Below are 14,567 nucleotides of genomic sequence, written 5' to 3' on the forward strand. Positions count from 1 at the left end.
CTCGACCGCGAACTGCGGCCCGGTGCGCTGCGCTCAACCGCCGCCGATCTGGTTGTTGTGCGTATCCAGCAGCCCGTGGATGGTCATCAGGTGCGCGAGGCTCACGATGTGGTCCACCTGCAGCTTCTCCATCAGGCGCTGCTTGTAGGTGGACACCGTCTTCGGACTCAGGTTGAGCTGCTCGCCGATGGTGGTGAGCGCCTTGCCGCGCACCAGCATCATGGCCACTTCCAGCTCGCGGCTGGACAGCGCGTCGAACGGCGAGGCCTCGCCGTCCAGCGTCGCCAGCGCCAGTTGCTGCGCCACCGCCGGCGCCAGATAGCGGCGGCCGCCGGCGACCTGGCGCACCGCGCACAGCAGTTCGTCGGCGGTGCAGCCCTTGGTGAGATAGCCGGTGGCGCCGGCTTCGAGCAGGCGCTTGGGAAAGCGCGCGTCGTCCACCACGGTGATGATGATGATCTGCGTCGGCATCTTGGCGCGGGCCACGCGCTCAGTGAGCTCGATGCCGCTCATGCCGGGCATGTGCACGTCGACCAGCGCGATTTCCGGCTCATGCGCGCGGATCAGCTTCAGCCCATCTTCCGCCGTGCCTGCCTCGCCGCAGATATGCACGTCCGGCTGCTGCTGCAGGATCATCCGAAAGCCGGTGCGGACGAGCTCGTGATCGTCGATAAGAACCAGATTGATCACGTCCCCGCCCCCCGTGGGTCAAGTTCCTGAAAGTAGGCGGCATGCGCATACGATGCAAGCACCCCCCTGTAAGTGGCGTCCACCAACATAAAAACTTCTTCTCGCCTCCCTTTCCCCGGAGCGTTGCCGCCTGGACTTGCGCAAGTATCTTCGATCGCCCTGACCGGGTCTGTCAGTCATGACCTACGGTGTGTCGTCATAAGCTGGCGAGTGTTATCTCCTCGTGATGATTTTCGCGCTTTCCGGAGGCCCCGGACGTGCGTTGGCGCCAGGAAATCCCTAGCGCCTCAAGCGGCTGATCGCTGACAGCGGAGCTCCGCATGCCCATATGGTTTTAGGAGTGATTCCGGCCCGGACGATGGTTTTCCCTGGACCGCGCCTGCGGTGTCGTCCTACATCGATGGCGGCTGCGATGTCAGGAAGACCTCACCCGCATCCGGATCGACGCAGGGGTCTGCTTTCCTTCGCTCAAACGGATGCACTCCCCACGCGCGAAACGCACGCACACGAAACGGACGCCGCAGCGCCCGCCAGGAAACAAGAGAAAGACATGGTGCCCGGAGCGGGGGTCGAACCCGCATAGCCTTTCGGCTGAGGGATTTTAAGTCCCTTGCGTATACCAGTTTCGCCATCCGGGCTGAGCGACATGATGCACGTGCGGTGCGCGCCGCCTGCGATATCGCGGCGCATCCTAGCATGCGTGCATGGCCGGCACTCCGCATCCGCCGTTCTGCAAATCCCGCCGACGCAGGCAACAAAAAGCCCGCGCAAGGCGGGCTTTTTGAATCTTCGCAATGGAGGCCAGGGTCGGAATCGAACCGGCGTACACGGCTTTGCAGGCCGCTGCATGACCACTCTGCCACCTGGCCATTGCCGGCGCATCGTAACCGGAAAGATCACGCTGTGCCTTAAAAAACAAAACCCCGGCGGTCCGAGGTTTTGCTGAAGACTGGAGCGGGAAACGAGACTCGAACTCGCGACCCCGACCTTGGCAAGGTCGTGCTCTACCAACTGAGCTATTCCCGCATCAGAGTCAGAAATCATAGCAGAAGATCGGGATTTGTGAAGAGGCGGCGACGGATAATTTGCCCGCGCTTACCGCTTTCATCCCCTTCCGAGCCCGATGGCGTGCGCACCCCGGAAACGAGAAAGCCCCGGATTTACCGGGGCTTTCATCGAATCTGGAGCGGGAAACGAGACTCGAACTCGCGACCCCGACCTTGGCAAGGTCGTGCTCTACCAACTGAGCTATTCCCGCATCGGAGTCGCGCATTGTAATGGCTAAAGCGCGGTCGTCAAGCCTCTGTCACACGGCGCCGTTTTCCTCGTTTGCCGGCTCATTGCGCGGCGGTTCGCCGCGCAACATCGGCCATGCGGCGCGCAGGTAGTACAGGCCGGACCAGATGGTCAGCACGCCCGCGATGACCAGCAGCGCCTCGCCGATGTGGTACAGGCGCAGCGCCTCGGCGCTCTTCTCGTGCTGCACGATCAGCACCACCAGCGCGATCATCTGCATCACGGTCTTGAGCTTGCCGACGAAGGCCACCTTCACCGCCGCGCGCATGCCGATCTCGGCCATCCACTCGCGCAGCGCGGACACGCTGATCTCGCGCCCGACGATAATCGCCGCCGTCACCGCCATCAGCACGCCGGCCCAGCCGCCGCGATGCGATTCCACCAGCAGGAACAGCGTCACTGCCACCATCAGCTTGTCGGCCACCGGATCGAGGAAAGCGCCGAACGCGGACGTCAGATTGAGCCGACGCGCAAGGTAGCCGTCCAGCCAGTCGGTGATCGCCGCGAGCAGGAACACCACCGCAGCGGTGATGTTGTGGCCCGGGAACTGCCAGTAGAACACCAGCACCATCACCGGCAGCAGCGCCACGCGGAACAGGGTGAGCCAGGTCGGCAGATTGATGCGCATAGGTTCCTTAGCTCTCATCCGCGCAGTGTCGCATGCGCGCGTCGGGCCCACAGTAACGAAGGTTCAGCCATGCAGGGCCGCATAGATGCGCTCCGCCAGGCCACGGTCGATGCCTTTGATCCGCGTGAGTTCTTCCACGCCCGCCGCTTCCACGCCGGCGAGTCCGCCGAAGGCCTTGAGCAGCGCGGCGCGGCGGCGTGCGCCGATGCCCGGCACGTCTTCCAGCACGCTGCGCTCGCGCGCCTTCTCGCGCCGCTTGCGATGGCCGCTGATAGCGAAGCGGTGCGCTTCGTCGCGCACGGCCGCCACCAGATGCAGCGCCGGCGAAGCCGGGCCGGGATGCAGCTCGCGGCCGCTGTCGGCGAGGATCAAGGTCTCCTCGCCCGCACGGCGGCCCGGCCCTTTCGCCACGCCGATCACGCGGATGCCGCTCACGCCCAGTTCCTTCAATACATCCAGCGCCTGCGCCACCTGCCCGCCGCCGCCGTCGATCAGCAGGATGTCGGGGCTGGCGCCCTCGCCTTCCGCCACTTTGCGGAAGCGGCGCGTCAGCGCCTGGTGCATGGCGGCGTAGTCGTCGCCCGGCGTGATGCCGGCGATATTGAAGCGGCGGTAGTGCGATTTCTCCGGCCCTTCCGGACCGAACACCACGCACGAAGCCACCGTGGCCTCGCCCATGGTGTGGCTGATGTCGAAGCACTCGATGCGCCGCGGCGATGCGTCCAGTTCCAGCAGCCGCTGCAGGTCGTCGAAGCGCGCGCCCAGCGTCTGCCGGCTGGCCAGGCGCGCGGTGAGCGAGGCCTGCGCATTGCGCTCGGCCATCTGCAGGAAGCGCGCGCGCTCGCCGCGCACGCTGGCTTTCAGTTCCACCGTGCGGCCGGATTGCTGGGTCAGCACCTCGGCCAGGATCTCCTGGTCCGGAATCGGCTGGCACAGGATCAGCTCGCGCGGCACCGGGCGGTCCAGGTAGTACTGCGCGATGAACTGCGCCATCACGTCGCCCGGCTCGGCATCCAGCGGCAGGCGCGGGAAGAAATCGCGCGTGCCCAGGCTGATGCCGTTACGGAAGAACAGCACGCTGACGCAGGCCATGCCCGCTTCGATGCGGCAGGCGATCACGTCCATGTCGGCGCTCGCCCCATGCACGTGGTGCTGCGCCTGCAGGCCGCGCAGCGCGGCCACCTGGTCGCGCATCGAGGCGGCGCGCTCGAATTCCAGCGACTTGCTGGCCTGCTCCATCGAACCCACCAGCTCGTCGATCACCGCGCTGCTGCGCCCTTCCAGGAACATCTCGGCGTGGCGCACGTCGCTGCGGTAGTCGTCGACGGTGATCAGCTGCACGCACGGCGCCGTGCAGCGCCCGATCTGATGCTGCAGACAGGGCCGCGAGCGGTTGCGGAAATAGCTGTCCTCGCACTGGCGCACCTTGAACAGCTTCTGCATCAGGTTGAGGCTTTCGCGCACCGCGAACGCGCTCGGATACGGACCGAAATAGCGGCCCGGCTGGTTCTTGGCGCCGCGGTGGAAGGCCAGCCGCGGATAGTCCTCTTTGCTGGACAGGTAGATGTACGGATAGCTTTTGTCGTCGCGCAGCAGGATGTTGTAGCGCGGCTTCAGCGACTTGATCAGCTGCGATTCCAGCAGCAGCGCCTCGCCCTCGGTGCGCGTAATGGTGATCTCGGCGCGCTCGATCTGCGACACCATCGAGGCGATGCGCGGTTCCATCCGCGGCTTGAGGAAATAGCTGCCGACGCGCTTCTTGAGATTGCCCGCCTTGCCGACGTAGAGCAGCTCGCCCTCGGCATCGAAATAACGATAGACGCCGGGCGAGGTGGTCAGGGTGCGGACGAAAGCCTTGCCATCGAAGGCCTGCGGCGGAGTGGGCTGCATAGGGTGAATTCTAACGGGATTCGCCCTTCTCTTATGGAGGCCGGCGTCGCCATTGCAATGGCGCGGATCAGCGCCGGCGCAGGCGCTCGATCAGTCCGGCCACGCTACGTTCGGCCAGCGCCACGCAGGCGGTGAAACCCTCGGGTCCGCCGTAGTACGGATCCGGGAAATCCTGCGGCGGCGCGGCGCCGGTCCAGGGCAGGAACAGGCCGGTCTCGGCGCGTGAGCGGGGTGTGACGAGGCGCTGGATGCCGCGCAGATTGTCGCTGTCCATGGCGAAGACCAGGTCGTACTCGTCCAGGTCCGCGGCCCGCAGCTGCCGCGCGCGATGCGGCGAAAGATCGAAGCCCGCCGCCGCGGCCGCATGCACCATGCGCGGGTCCGCGCCCTCGCCCACATGCCAGTGCCCGGTGCCGCACGAGGCCACCTCCACGGCGAGCCCCGCCTCGGCGCAGCGCTGGCGCGCCACGCCTTCCACCAGCGGCGAGCGGCAGATGTTGCCCAGGCAGACGAACAGGACGCGCGGCGCGCTCATCCCTGCGCTGCCAGCCATTGCTCGGCGCGCAACACGTCGGCTTCGGTATCGATCCCCGGCGGGAACGGCTCCGGCGTCAGGCGCACGGCGATGGCATGGCCATGTTCCAGCACGCGCAGCTGCTCCAGCGATTCGGCCTGCTCCAGCGGCGTGCGCTGCAGCGTGGTGTAGCGCTGCAGGAAGCCGGCGCGATACGCGTAGATGCCGATATGGCGCAGGAACGGCGTATCCGCCGGCAGCTGTTCGCGGCTGGCGGCGAAAGCATCGCGCGCCCAGGGCAGCGGGGCGCGGCTGAAGTACAGCGCGCGGCCGGACACGGTGCGCACCAGCTTCACCACATTCGGATCGAACAATTCGTGCGCATCGAGGATGGGCGTGGCCAGTGTGGCCATCGGCGCATCGTCCTCGGCCAGCGCACGCGCCACTTCGCGGATGCCGGCCGCGGGAGCGAACGGCTCGTCGCCCTGCAGGTTCACCACGATGGCGTCGTCGGCCCAACCGTAATGCGCGGCGCATTCGGCCAGGCGGTCGCTGCCGGAAGCGTGGTCGGCGCGGGTCATGCAGATATCGATGCCCTGCTGCCCGGCCAGCGCATCGGCGACGCGCCGGTCGTCCACCGCCACCACCACCTGGGCCGCGCCGGCCTGCAGCGCACGCTGGGCCACGCGCACCACCATCGGCACGCCGCCCAATGCGCGCAGCGGCTTGGCCGGCAGGCGGGTGGAGCCGTAGCGGGCGGGGATGGCGACGATGAAGGGCGGGACGTGTGCGGACATGGCGACCTCGTGTGGAGGCGCCAAGCCTAACTGCTGGGCAAGGTTGACACGAGCCTGACCCGCGTAGGTTGGGGTGAGCCGCAGGCGAACCCCAACAGCGTGGCAACGTTGGGGTTCGCCTGCGGCTCACCCCAACCTACGTCAGCCGTCGGTGCGCAGCTCGAAGCCGCAACCGTTCGCCAGCTCCATGAAGCCCGGGAACGACGTCGCCACATTCGCGCAATCGGCAATGCGGATCGGCCCCTGCGCCACCAGGCCGGCGATGGCGAAGCTCATCGCGATGCGGTGGTCGCCGTGGCTGTCCACCTCGCCGCCACGCAGCGCACCGCCTTCGATGATGGCGCCGTCCGGCGTCTCCTCGATGTTCGCGCCGATGGCCTTCATACCGGCGGCCATGGTGGCGATGCGGTCCGATTCCTTCACGCGCAGCTCGGCCGCGCCGCGCACCACGGTGCGCCCTTTGGCCGCCGTCGCGGCAATGAACAACGCGGGGAACTCGTCGATCATGTCCGGCACCAGCGCCTCGGGCAGCTCGACGCCATGCAGCTGCGCGTGGCGCACGATCAGGTCGCCCACCGGCTCGCCGCCGCTTTCGCGCTCGTGCTCGACCGTGATGTCGGCGCCCATCAGGCGCAGCGCCTGCAGCAGGCCGGTGCGGCGCGGGTTGAGGCCCACCGCCGGCAGGCGCAGTTCGGCGCCGGGCACGATGCTGCCGGCGACCAGGAAGAACGCCGCGGACGAGAAATCCGCCGGCACGTCCACGTCGGTGGCGCGCAGGCGATGGCCGCCGCTGAGACGCGCACGGCCGGGTTCGAACGCGATCGGCCAGCCGAAGGCGGCGAGCATGCGCTCGGTGTAGTCGCGCGTGGGATGCGGCTCGATCACTTCCGTCTCGCCCTGCGCATACAGGCCGGCCAGCAGCAGCGCGGACTTCACCTGCGCGCTCGCCACCGGCAGCGTGTAGCGGATGCCCTTGAGCGGCTGCCCGCCGTGCACGCGCAGCGGCGGCAGGCCGTCCTGCGTATCGATGCGCGCGCCCATCGCGGCGAGCGGCTCGGTGACGCGGCGCATCGGGCGCTTGGACAGCGACTCGTCGCCGATCAAGGTGCTGTCGAAGGCCTGCCCCACCAGCAGGCCGGCCAGCAGGCGCATGCCGGTGCCGGCATTGCCGCAGTCCAGCGCTTCGGCGGTGCCGCGCAGGCCGTGCAAGCCGACGCCGTCGACCACGCGTTCGCCGGCGCTGGGCGTTTCGATGCGCACGCCGAGCTTCTGCAGCACGGCCGCGGTGGCGCGGGTGTCCTCGCCTTCGAGGAAGCCGCGGATATGCGAGCGGCCTTCGGCCAGCGCGGACAGCATCATCGAACGATGCGAAACGGACTTGTCGCCCGGCACGCGCACGCTGCCGTGCAGCGCGCGGGCGGGCTGGCTCAACCAGTCGAGTCGGGTCACGAAGCTTCTCCGGGCGGCGGCCGGCGGCCGCCGCGGTCTGGGATCAGGGCAAGGCCACCGGGTAGGAACCGAGCACGCGCACCTGAGCGGCGGCGCCGTCCATCTCCTGCATGGCGGCCTGGATCGGCGCGTCCTGCACATGGCCGGACACGTCGATGAAGAACGCGTACTGCCACTTGCCGGTATGCGCCGGGCGCGACTCGATGCGGTTGAGGCTGACGTCGTGCTTGGCGAACGGGCTGAGCACGTCGTACAGCGCGCCGGGCTTGTCGTTCACCGTGATCAGCAGCGAGGTGCGGTCGTTGCCCGAGGGCGGGAACAGCGAGCGGCCGATGACCAGGAAGCGCGTGGTGTTGTCGGCGCGGTCCTCGATGCCGTTGGCCAGCGTCTTCAGGCCGTACACGCGGCCGGCCGTTTCACCGGCGATCGCGCCCGCGTCGTCCGCATGCCGCGCCATGCGCGCGGCTTCGGCATTGCTGCTGACCGCGATGCATTCCACGCCCGGCAGGTTGATGCGCAGCCAAGTCTTGCACTGCTGCAGCGACTGCGCGTGCGCGTAGACGCGCTTGATGTCTTCCATCCTGCCGCTCTGCGAATGCAGGCACTGGTGCACGCGCAGCTCGATCTCGCCGCAGATGGTGGCCGCGGAAGTGAGGAACATGTCCAGGGTGATCTGGATCATGCCCTGGCCGGAGTTCTCCACCGGCACCACGCCGAAATCGGCATGGCCGGCGGCGACCTCCTGGAACACTTCCTCGATGCTGCCCAGCGGCAGGCCGTAGGCGGCATGGCCGAAGTGCTTGCGCACGGCCTGCTCGCTGAAGGTGCCCTCGGGGCCGAGGAAGCCGACCTTGAGCGGGTCTTCCTGCGCCAGGCAGGAGGACATGATCTCGCGGAACAGGCGCACCATTTCCGTGTCGGACAGCGGCCCGCGGTTGCGGTCCACCACCATGCGCAGCACGTGGGCCTCGCGCTCGGGCCGGTAATAGTCGATCGCCGACAGCCCCTCGCCCTTGACGCGTGCTACTTCCTGGGCCCAGGTCGCGCGCTCGGCGATGAGCTCCTGGATCTGGCGGTCGATGCTGTCGATGCGTTCGCGCACCTGTTCGAGCGAGACTTTTGATTCGGTCATGGGCTGAATTTCGAAGTAACCTTGTTCGGGGGTAAAGATGTCCAAACGGGGAAACGCATAGTGCCTGATCGGCGGCGGTAAAAGCGATCAGGCATGCCGGTCAACCATGCCGCGCGGCGAAGTCGCGCATGAACTGCACCAGCACCTGCACCGCCTCCAGCGGCACCGCGTTGTACAGCGAGGCGCGCATGCCGCCCAGCGCCTTGTGGCCCTTCAACGCCAGCAGGCCGGCGGCTTCGGATTCCTTGAGGAAGTCTGCGTCCAGCGCGCTGTCGTGCAGGGTGAAAGGCACGTTCATGCGCGAACGCGCGGCCACATCCACCGGGTTGCGGTAGTAGCCGCCGGAACCGTCGATGGCCTGGTACAGCAGCGTGGCCTTGTCGTGGTTGCAGCGCGCGATGGCCTCCAGGCCGCCCTGCTCCTTCAGCCACTGGAAGGTGAGCCCGGCCAGGTACCAGCCCCAGGTATTGGGCGTGTTGAGCATGGAATCGTTCGCGGCGTGATCGGCGTAGCGGAAGATCTTCGCCATCGGCCGCGAGGCGCGCTGTAGCAGGTCGCGGCGCACGATCATCACCACCAGGCCGGAGGGGCCGATGTTCTTCTGCGCGCCGGCGTAGATCAGGCCGAAGCGGCTGATGTCGAGCGGTTCGGACAGAATGTTGGAGGACATGTCGGCGACCAGCGGAACCTCGCCCACGTCCGGCACGTCGTGGTACTCGACGCCGTGGATGGTCTCGTTCGGCGTGTAGTGCACGTAGGCGGCGCGCAGGTCGAGCTGCCAGCTGTCGCGCGGCGGCAGGCGCAGGTAATGCTCGTTCTTGCTGCTGGCGGCGATGCTCACCCGCACGTACGGCGCCGCTTCGCTGGCCGCCTTCTCGCCCCAGTGGCCGTTGACGATGTAGTCCGCGCTGTCGCCCTCGCCCGCCAGGTTCAGCGGGATCTGCGCGAAATGCTGGGTGGCGCCGCCCTGCAGGAACAGCACGGCGTAGTCGGCCGGGATGCGCAGCAATTCGCGCAGGTCCGCTTCGGCCTGCTCGGCCAGGCCGATAAAGCGCTTGCCGCGGTGGGACAGTTCCATCACCGAGGCGCCGCTGCCGTTCCAGTCGAGCAGTTCGCGCTGCGCGCGTTCCAGTACCGCGGTGGGAATCGCGGCCGGCCCCGCGCTGAAATTCCAGACCCTGCTCACGAGCGACGCCTTATGAAGGGAATAAGCGCCGCATTATGCCGCGCCGCAACAACCCAGCGTCAACCGTAGAAAACCGTTGCTTTAGAAACGAACCAGCAGGATGAGGGCAATGCCCAGCGCCAGCACGGCGGCGGTGACGATCAGCCACCACACCTCGCCGCGCGGGCCGGCGTCTTCCTCGGGCAGGTGCTCGGGTTCCGGCGGAGGCGGCGGCAGTTCCGGCTCGCGTTCCAGGCCGGGGGCGTCGACCACGAAGCGGTGCATCGCCAGGCCGATCTGGTCGCCCGGATGCAGCGCCACCCGCTGCACCGGCGCACCGTTGACGCGCAGCGGGTAGCGTTCGGAACCCTGCAGCGACTCCAGCCACACCTGCCCGTCCTTCCAGGCCAGGCGGAACGAGGCCGTCTCGCCCTGCGGCAGTTCCAGCGGATAGCGGCCGAGCGGGCCGAATTCCAGCGCGCCGTCGACCGGGATCACCCGGCCCGACAGCGGACCGCCCATCGCCCGCAGCGCCACGGCGCAGCGGGCGGCATCGGACACGCTTTCGAGCGGGGCGCGGGCCTCGGGCAGCTCGTCGGCGCACAGCAGCATGCGGCAATCGCCGACGCTCAGGATGTCGCCGGCGCGCAGCAGCGCCCGTTCGCGCACCGGCCGGGCATTGACGTAGATGCGGTTCCCCTGCGGCAGCACCTGCAGCACCCAGCCGCGGCGATCCAGCTGGATGCGCAGATGGTGGCTGCCGGCCTGGCGTTCGGCCAGCACCAGATCGTTGTCGGGCGCGCTGCCGATCCTCAGCAGCGGCTGCTCCCAACGAAAATCTTCGCGGGCCGAATGAGGAAACTCGATGCGCATCTGTGAACCAGTCTAGAGACCGGCGGGACTCTAGCAGATACGTGCGTCCGCTCCATGCGGCTTGCGCTGAATGCGTGGCGATCGCTGCACCATGCGTGGCTATCGCCGCTAATATGCGTGGTTTCTCCGCAGGAACCGACCATGCCCAAGATCGACATCCGCCGCCCGCACCAGCTTTCCGTGCCCGAGGCCCGCGCCGTGGTCGAGCAGGTGGCGGCGCGCATGCGCGAGAAGTTCGGCATGGAGGGCAGCTGGCAGGGCGACACGCTCAGCTTCCAGCGGCCGGGGGTCAACGGCTCGATCGAGGTGGAGGCGGACGCCATCCAGGTCCGGGCCGAGCTGGGCATGATGCTGGCCCCGCTCAAGGGAATGGTGGAACAGGAGATCCGCCGCAAGCTGGACGAGCACTTCGGCTGATGATTCTTTAACCATCCGCCATTCCATGGCATAATCGCCCGCTTACGCGGCCGCGACGGCCGCCCTCTTACCGACCGGAACGCATGGCCAAAGACGACGTCATCGAAATGGAAGGCACGGTCATGGAGACCCTGCCGAACACCATGTTCCGCGTGCAGCTGGAGAATGGGCACGTGATCACTGCCCACATTTCCGGTCGCATGCGCAAGCACTACATCCGTATCCTCACCGGCGACAAGGTGAAGGTGGAGATGACTCCGTACGACCTGACCAAGGGTCGTATCACCTATCGCATGAAGTGATGCCGGCCGCCGGCCCGGACGGGCGGGCATCCGGATCGGCCCGACCAGCGGGCCGGGTTCCGCAAACGAAAAGGCCGCGCTGAGCGCGGCCTTTTCTTTCTGCGTGCGGCAACCGCGGCGGCTTAGGAAACCACCGCCGGCAGCTTTTCCGCTTCCTCGGTGTCCACCTTCAGCTCGCCCTCGGCCACGCTCAGGCGCACCTTGCCGCCCTCGGACAGCTTGCCGAACAGCAGCTCGTCGGCCAGCGGACGCTTCACCTTCTCCTGGATCACGCGGGCCATCGGGCGCGCGCCCATCTGCGGGTCGAAGCCATGCTCGGCCAGCCAGCGGCGGGCGTCGGCGTCCACGTCCAGCGACACGTGCTTCTCGCCCAGCTGGGTCTCCAGTTCGATCAGGAACTTGTCCACCACGCGCAGGATGTGCTCGAAGTCCAGCGCGTTGAACTGGATCACCGCGTCCAGGCGGTTGCGGAACTCCGGCGTGAAGGTGCGGCGGATCACTTCCATCGAATCGGTGGTGTGGCTCTGCTTGACGAAGCCGATGCCGCGGCGGGCCGCCTGCTGCGCGCCGGCATTGGTGGTCATCACCAGGATCACGTTCTTGAAGTTCGCCTCGCGGCCGTTGGTGTCGGTCAGCACGCCGCGGTCCATCACCTGCAGCAGGATGTTGTACACATCCGGATGCGCCTTCTCGATCTCGTCCAGCAGCAGCACCGCATGCGGATGCTTGGTCACCGCCTCGGTCAGCAGGCCGCCCTGGTCGAAGCCGACATAGCCCGGAGGTGCGCCGACCAGGCGCGAGACGGAGTGCGCTTCCATGTACTCGGACATGTCGAAGCGGATCATCTCGATGCCCAGCTGCATCGCCAGCTGGCGGGTGACCTCGGTCTTGCCCACCCCGGTGGGGCCGGCGAGCAGGAAGGAGCCGATCGGCTTGGACGGGTCGGCCAGGCCGGAACGCGCCATCTTGATCGACGAGGCCAGCGCCTCGATCGCCGCATCCTGGCCGAACACCACCATCTTGAGGTTGCGTTCCAGGTTGCGCAGCACGTCGCGGTCCGAGGCCGAGACCTGCTTGGCCGGGATACGCGCCATCTTGGCCACGATGTATTCCACTTCCGGCACGTCGATCTTGCCGGTGCGCTGGTCGACCGGCAGCAGGCGCTGGCGGGCGCCGGCTTCGTCGATCACGTCGATCGCCTTGTCCGGCAGCAGGCGGTCGGGAATGTGCTTCACCGACAAGTCCACCGCCGCCTTCAGCGACTCGTTGGTATAGACCACGTTGTGGTGCTCTTCGAAGCGCGAGCGCAGCCCCTTCAGGATCTCGATGCTGTCGGCCACGGTGGGCTCGACCACGTCGATCTTCTGGAAGCGGCGGGCCAGGGCGCGGTCCTTCTCGAAGATGCCGCGGAATTCCTGGAACGTGGTGGAACCGATGCAGCGCAGCTCGCCGGAAGCCAGCATCGGCTTGATCAGGTTGGACGCGTCCATAGTGCCGCCCGAGGCGGAACCGGCGCCGATGATGGTGTGGATCTCGTCGATGAAGAGGATCGAGCCCGGCTGCTTCTTCAGCTGGGTGATCACCGCCTTCAGTCGCTTCTCGAAGTCGCCGCGGTACTTGGTGCCGGCCACCAGGGCACCCAGGTCCAGCGACCAGATGGTGGCGTTTTCCAGCACCTCGGGCACGTCGCCGTCGACGATGCGCTTGGCCAGGCCTTCGGCCAGGGCGGTCTTGCCCACGCCGGCCTCGCCCACGTAGAGCGGGTTGTTCTTGCGGCGGCGGCACAGCACCTGGATGGTGCGCTCGATCTCGTCCTGGCGGCCGATCAGCGGATCGATCTTGCCTTCCAGCGCCAGCTCGTTGAGGTTGGAGGCGTACTCGCTCAAGGGATTGCCCTTGGAGTCGCCGCCATCCTCGCCTTCGCGGTCGGTGCCGGGCATGCCGGTGGACGGTTCGTCGCCGATCTTGGCGATGCCGTGCGAGATGTAATTGACCACGTCCAGGCGGGTGATTTCCTGCTGGTGCAGGAAGTACACCGCGTGGGAGTCCTTCTCGCCGAAGATCGCCACCAGCACGTTGGCGCCGGTGACCTCTTTACGGCCGGAGGACTGCACGTGGTACACGGCCCGCTGCAGCACGCGCTGGAAACCCAGGGTGGGCTGGGTGTCGCGCTCGTCGCCGTGCGGCAGTACCGGCACGGTCTCGGCGATGATCTTTTCCAGCTCGTGGGTGAGCCGCGGCAGGTCGACCCCGCAGGCGCGCAACGCGCCGAGGGCCGACTGGTTTTCGGTGAGCGCGAGCAGCAGGTGCTCCACCGTCATGAATTCGTGGCGCTGCTCGCGGGCCTGCTTGTAGCACTGGCCGATGGTGACTTCGAGATCCTTGCTGAACATCCGGACCTTCTCCGCTTGGATGGCAGGGCGGCTAGCGCCGCGATGACCACGAAATGGGGGCGCTCACAGCTTTTCCATAGTGCATAGCAAAGGATGCTGATGGGCACGTGAATATTCGTTCACCTGGGTCACCTTGGTTTCGGCCACCTCCCTCGTGAAGACCCCGCACACGCCCTTGCCGCGGGTATGCACGTGAAGCATCACCTGCACCGCGCGCTCCTGGTCCAGGCCGAAGAAGCTGCGCAGCACCTCCACCACGAAATCCATGGGGGTGAAATCGTCGTTGAGCAGGACCACCTGGAACAGCGGCGGGCGTGCCACCTCCGGACGGGCGGTTTCCAACGCCAGGCCATGCCCTGTGCCTTGCTCGTGTTCGGGTTCGTGCGCCATGAGTTCCGCTGTCTCGATCTTGTGGCCAGTATACCGCCCGGCCCACGCGATGGTTTCCGCGTTCCGGGATAGCACTTTCAGGTGATGGCACAATGTCATCTTTTCCAGTGCGGGCTTTAAGCGCTATATCCCCTGCCCATGAACGATTCCGCTCCCGCCCCTGCTGCCGTGTGGTGTCCGCGCGTCACCGTCGCCTGCGTGGTGGCCGACGGCGGCCGCTACCTGATGGTGGAAGAAGAGGTCAACGGCCGCCTCGTCTACAACCAGCCGGCTGGCCATCTGGACGATGGCGAAAGCCTGGCTAGCGCCGCCGTGCGCGAGACGCTGGAGGAAACCGGCTGGACCGTCGAGCTCGACGCGCTGGTCGGTGTGCACCAGTGGCGCAGCACCGAGCACGGCCACAGCGTGCTGCGTTTCAGCTTCGCCGCCAGCCCGGTCGGGCACGACCCGGACCGCCGGCTGGATACCGGCATCCGCCGCGCCCTGTGGCTGACCCGCGCCGAAGTGGCCGGCCTGGGCGACCGCCTGCGCAGCCCGCTGGTGCTCCGGAGCATCGACGCCTGGCTGGCCGGCCAGCGGGTCCCGCTGTCCGCGCTGAGCAGCCTGCTGCCCGAGGACCGCTATCCGTGAA

14 protein-coding genes and 4 tRNA genes are annotated in these 14,567 nt (G+C 67.3%); 3 read left to right on the forward strand and 15 right to left on the reverse strand.

Annotated elements, in window-relative coordinates:
* Positions 1-33 precede the first annotated feature (33 nt).
* The 13 genes from KK141_RS10710 to KK141_RS10770 form a co-directional block, all read right to left on the reverse strand.
* The gene (locus tag KK141_RS10710; RefSeq protein WP_214572078.1) at positions 34-690 is read right to left on the reverse strand and encodes a response regulator; all 657 of its coding nucleotides are present in this window, start codon (positions 688-690) and stop codon (positions 34-36) included.
* A 551-nt stretch (positions 691-1,241) separates the two neighbouring features.
* Positions 1,242-1,328: transfer RNA gene (locus tag KK141_RS10715), tRNA-Leu, on the reverse strand.
* Positions 1,329-1,485: 157 nt separating this feature from the next.
* Positions 1,486-1,559, reverse strand: a tRNA-Cys gene (locus tag KK141_RS10720).
* Positions 1,560-1,640: 81 nt separating this feature from the next.
* A tRNA-Gly gene (locus tag KK141_RS10725) sits at positions 1,641-1,716 on the reverse strand.
* A gap of 156 nt (positions 1,717-1,872) precedes the next feature.
* Positions 1,873-1,948, reverse strand: a tRNA-Gly gene (locus tag KK141_RS10730).
* Positions 1,949-1,996: 48 nt separating this feature from the next.
* A complete protein-coding gene (gene pgsA / locus KK141_RS10735; RefSeq protein ID WP_214572077.1) occupies positions 1,997-2,614 on the reverse strand; it encodes a CDP-diacylglycerol--glycerol-3-phosphate 3-phosphatidyltransferase in 618 nt (205 codons plus the stop codon).
* 63 nt (positions 2,615-2,677) lie between these two features.
* Positions 2,678-4,504, reverse strand: a complete 1,827-nt coding sequence (gene uvrC / locus KK141_RS10740) for an excinuclease ABC subunit UvrC (protein ID WP_214572076.1) — start codon at positions 4,502-4,504, stop codon at positions 2,678-2,680.
* A 67-nt stretch (positions 4,505-4,571) separates the two neighbouring features.
* A complete protein-coding gene (locus KK141_RS10745; protein WP_214572075.1) occupies positions 4,572-5,039 on the reverse strand; it encodes a low molecular weight protein-tyrosine-phosphatase in 468 nt (155 codons plus the stop codon).
* Positions 5,036-5,815 carry a 3-deoxy-manno-octulosonate cytidylyltransferase gene (kdsB, locus tag KK141_RS10750; RefSeq protein WP_214572074.1) on the reverse strand — a complete coding sequence of 260 codons (780 nt, stop codon included), beginning with the start codon at positions 5,813-5,815 and terminating at the stop codon, positions 5,036-5,038. Before kdsB ends, KK141_RS10745 begins: the two co-directional genes overlap by 4 nt.
* A 141-nt stretch (positions 5,816-5,956) precedes the next feature.
* Positions 5,957-7,264: a 3-phosphoshikimate 1-carboxyvinyltransferase gene (aroA, locus tag KK141_RS10755; RefSeq protein WP_345777602.1), complete on the reverse strand. Its 1,308-nt coding sequence runs from the start codon at positions 7,262-7,264 to the stop codon at positions 5,957-5,959.
* A 43-nt stretch (positions 7,265-7,307) separates the two neighbouring features.
* Complete coding sequence (gene pheA, locus KK141_RS10760; protein ID WP_214572072.1) at positions 7,308-8,396, reverse strand: prephenate dehydratase; 1,089 nt, start codon at positions 8,394-8,396, stop codon at positions 7,308-7,310.
* 100 nt (positions 8,397-8,496) lie between these two features.
* Entirely contained in the window at positions 8,497-9,582 is a 1,086-nt protein-coding gene (gene serC, locus KK141_RS10765; protein ID WP_214572071.1) for a 3-phosphoserine/phosphohydroxythreonine transaminase, read from the reverse strand.
* A gap of 81 nt (positions 9,583-9,663) precedes the next feature.
* A complete protein-coding gene (locus KK141_RS10770; RefSeq protein WP_168647254.1) occupies positions 9,664-10,434 on the reverse strand; it encodes an FHA domain-containing protein in 771 nt (256 codons plus the stop codon).
* A 141-nt stretch (positions 10,435-10,575) separates the two neighbouring features.
* Here KK141_RS10770 and KK141_RS10775 point away from each other — a divergent pair, with 141 nt between their 5' ends.
* Both KK141_RS10775 and infA read left to right on the forward strand, forming a co-directional pair.
* Entirely contained in the window at positions 10,576-10,851 is a 276-nt protein-coding gene (locus KK141_RS10775; RefSeq protein ID WP_214572070.1) for a polyhydroxyalkanoic acid system family protein, read from the forward strand.
* Positions 10,852-10,934: 83 nt separating this feature from the next.
* Positions 10,935-11,153 (forward strand): translation initiation factor IF-1, encoded by a 219-nt coding sequence (infA, locus tag KK141_RS10780; RefSeq protein ID WP_026636496.1) that lies wholly within the window; start codon positions 10,935-10,937, stop codon positions 11,151-11,153.
* A 122-nt stretch (positions 11,154-11,275) separates the two neighbouring features.
* Here the strand turns inward: infA and clpA are convergent, their stop codons facing one another.
* Together clpA and clpS are read right to left on the reverse strand one after the other, a co-directional pair.
* On the reverse strand, positions 11,276-13,546 hold the full coding sequence (clpA, locus tag KK141_RS10785; protein ID WP_214572069.1) for an ATP-dependent Clp protease ATP-binding subunit ClpA: 2,271 nt from the start codon (positions 13,544-13,546) through the stop codon (positions 11,276-11,278).
* A 63-nt stretch (positions 13,547-13,609) separates the two neighbouring features.
* Entirely contained in the window at positions 13,610-13,936 is a 327-nt protein-coding gene (clpS, locus tag KK141_RS10790) for an ATP-dependent Clp protease adapter ClpS (protein WP_167256927.1), read from the reverse strand.
* A 138-nt stretch (positions 13,937-14,074) separates the two neighbouring features.
* Between clpS and KK141_RS10795 the strand changes: the two genes are divergently transcribed.
* A complete protein-coding gene (locus tag KK141_RS10795) occupies positions 14,075-14,566 on the forward strand; it encodes an NUDIX hydrolase (RefSeq protein WP_167256926.1) in 492 nt (163 codons plus the stop codon).
* The last annotated feature ends 1 nt before the right edge of the window (position 14,567 follow it).

It is taken from the genome of Dyella sp. LX-66, from assembly GCF_018599165.1.
Lineage (GTDB): Bacteria > Pseudomonadota > Gammaproteobacteria > Xanthomonadales > Rhodanobacteraceae > Dyella_D > Dyella_D marensis.